Genomic DNA, 2,999 nt, shown 5'->3' with positions numbered 1-2,999 from the left:
AACGGCATCAAGGGCCTCGTATAAGACCGACCGGGGCTTCGATGATCGGCGCTATCAGGTACGTGCTACGTGCCCGAAGCCATCGACCGCTCACTATGTCCGGCATCCCAAGGCACTGCAGAGCCTTTCGCGCCAGTCTCCAAAGCGAAGCTCGACCACCGACATCGCCGCCCGGAACTTTCAGCGCTGCCGGCTCCTGCGGCGGGATCATGCGGGCCACGAACACCAGCTAAACAGCTGATGTGCCACGATAGCTGCTCATCGGTCAATTTGACTGCAGAAGGCATTCCTGCCCGCCTGGTAAAGCAGTCATGTCATAACGAAGCTACCGAAGAATTTGTGTCCCTCGTTGCCTCTGGTCTGAAGTGCGCCTTTGTCGTGGTTCCGAAGGCTTAGGCCCTTTTGAAGACTGGCTTGTGCCTCGGCTTGCCGTCGGTTCCGTCTGGACGAGTGCCGCCTCTGCCACCTGGTCATCACCGGGTGGATGAGGCTCCAACACCAAGGAAAGCTCTGCCAGCAATCGATCCATCGCTCCAGCCACACGCTCGATCGCGCACCGTCCGACCAAGGCGCCAGCCGGCCGAATCCCGGCCACGGCGCGATGGACCTGAAGATCTCTATTATGGGCACGAGCCCGGTGGACCTGGCCTTGATGATCCAGCGCCAGGGCCACTCCGTCATCCCGTTGCCGAACCCTGACCGCAAGTCCAAGCCGCTTGATGCAGTAGCCGGCCATTCCGTGACGCATGGAAGGCCGAGCCACCGGACTTCAGGATCGAGCCGTACCAGCCCATCCCGATCCACACACCTGGATGTCTGCCGGTAGCAGGGCGATCGGGCGCCGACGCCTGCAGCGCAGCTTCACAGCGGGCGCCAACCAAGTGGTCCCAGACGAGGCCGCAGATTGGCGATCTGCCGGACAAGGAGAATGATGCCGTCCTAAGCGATGGCCATGCCTATACACGCAAGCATGTTCTGAACTTTTGTCACGATTCTTCAGGGACTGTTAACCCGTCGTCCCTACGCTGACGCAGGCAGGCGATGCAGATGTTCGTCCGCCTGCGACCGCTAGAGCCTAGGATGAACCAGCCAATGTTTGGTCTCGTCAACCGTCGTGTCGTGGAGCGTCTCGAGGAGGCACTGGCAGCCTCGGAAGCTCGCATTGGTGATCTCGAAGCTGCGTCCGGCGCATTGAACCGTTCGCAAGCCATCATCGAGTTCACGCCCGCCGGCGAAATTCTGTCCGCCAACGAGAATTTCCTGCGGCTCATGGGCTACCGCATGGATGAAATCGTCGGGAAGCACCACCGGATGTTCGTCGATCCGGCACTGCACCAGACGGCGGAGTACCGTGAGTTCTGGCAGAGCCTGGGACGCGGCGAATATCAGGGCAGCGAGTACCGGCGGCTTGGCAAGGGCGGGAACTGGGTCTGGATCCAGGCAACCTACAATCCGGTTCGTGGTCCGAACGGGCAGGTCGTGAAGGTGATCAAGTTCGCCACCGACATTACCCAGGCCAAGATCCAGAACAGCAACTTCGCCAGCCAGATCGCGGCGATCGACAAATCTCAGGCGGTGATCGAGTTCGACCTTCAAGGTCGTATCCTGACCGCGAACATCAATTTCCTGACGACCATGGGCTATACCCTCGCCGAGATCCAGGGCCAGAGCCACTCGATGTTCTTGGACCCGGCTGAACGGAACACCGAGGAGTACCAGCGGTTCTGGGCAGAGTTGCGTAGCGGCATCTATCAGGCCGGGGAGTACTGCCGAATCGGCAAGAACGGCAAGAAGGTCTGGATCCAGGCGACCTACAACCCGATCCTGGACCTGAACGGCAAGTCCTGCAAGGTCGTCAAGTTCGCGACGGACGTTACCAAGCAGGCTGAACTGAGACACAAGAACGAGCGCATCCAGAAGATCATCGTTGGTTTTGCCGCCGAGGCCCGTCAGCTCAGCGCCACCGAAAAAGAAATCACCGAGATGATCACCGCCTCCCGCAATCGCTCCAGCACGGCGGCTGACATGTCGCATGCGGCCGACCAGGCGGCGCAACGCCTGTCTCTGGCCATGGGCTCGATGACCAGCATCGTCGATGCGATCACCTCCATCGCCGACCCGATCACCCTGTTGTCTCTCAACGCTGCGATCGAAGCCTCTCGGGCTGGAGACGCGGGCCGCGGGTTTGCCGTTGTCGCAACGGAAGTCAAAGCCTTGGCCGACCAGGCGAAACAGGCCGCCCAGAAGATCTCTAGCGAAATCGGCAGTACGCGAACGGCCGCAGCCGAAGTGGCGAGCACGTCTGCCGGTATCAATGACGTGATCGCGAACGTGCGCGACACGGTGGGTTCGGCTGCATCCTCGGTGGTTGGCCTCACGGCCATTGTCAGGAACATCGCAGACAGCTGCGAGCGGGCAGTGGCAGAGGCGAAGTCGGCTGCCTGACGTTCTTGTGCAGTCGATTGATGCTTCACCTCATCACCCCGCTGCAGGGTCGTTTCCATCATGTGGAAGGCACTGTGGCGGATGATGCCAAAGCAGAACCCACGCCCGTCAGCAGGGGTTCTGGACAGCCAGACCGTAAAGCCGCCGCCGTCTCCAGGCGGAGGTGGTTGCGACGTGGCCAGGAAGATGGAGGGTCGTGAGCGCCACGCCGTCGTCGACACCGGTGGCGGCTCCTGATGGTCAACTTCGCCCTGGCTGGCGTGCGGGACGTCCCGGGAGCCGAGATAAGCATCAGGGCCGTCCGCCGGCACTGGCCATGGCTGACGTACCAGTTCGCCGATGGGCGTACGACCGGGCACGGCTGGCGATCCTTGGCTGTTACCAAGGCCCTGTCGTGGAGACCGTGCGCAAGCTGGACACCTCCAAAAACCGCTCGTGCGTGTCCGGCAATGGTGGTGGGATGAGGCCAGTCTGGTAGGAGGCGGGCATGGCGGGTCAGGCTGGTTTCTTTGACGTCGAGGAGCGGCTGGCTGGCCTGTCGAAGAAGGGCGATG

Annotated in this window: 1 protein-coding gene; it reads left to right on the top strand. The window is 61.6% G+C overall.

Going from position 1 to position 2,999, the window contains the following annotated elements; genetic code table 11:
* Positions 1–1,092: 1,092 nt before the first annotated feature.
* Positions 1,093–2,445: a PAS domain-containing methyl-accepting chemotaxis protein gene (locus VHL31_RS10310; protein WP_329661122.1), complete on the top strand. Its 1,353-nt coding sequence runs from the start codon at positions 1,093–1,095 to the stop codon at positions 2,443–2,445.
* The last annotated feature ends 554 nt before the right edge of the window (positions 2,446–2,999 follow it).

Origin of the sequence: Geminicoccus sp. (genome assembly GCF_036263595.1) — a bacterium.
In the GTDB taxonomy this organism is placed as follows: Bacteria; Pseudomonadota; Alphaproteobacteria; order Geminicoccales; family Geminicoccaceae; genus Geminicoccus.
This window is presented reverse-complemented; position numbering and strand designations above follow the sequence as displayed.

Bases quoted from the DNA above. Each gene is read 5' to 3' on its own strand.
- VHL31_RS10310 (WP_329661122.1), top strand. From the start codon at position 1,093: ATGTTTGGTCTCGTCAACCGTCGTGTCGTGGAGCGTCTCGAGGAGGCA.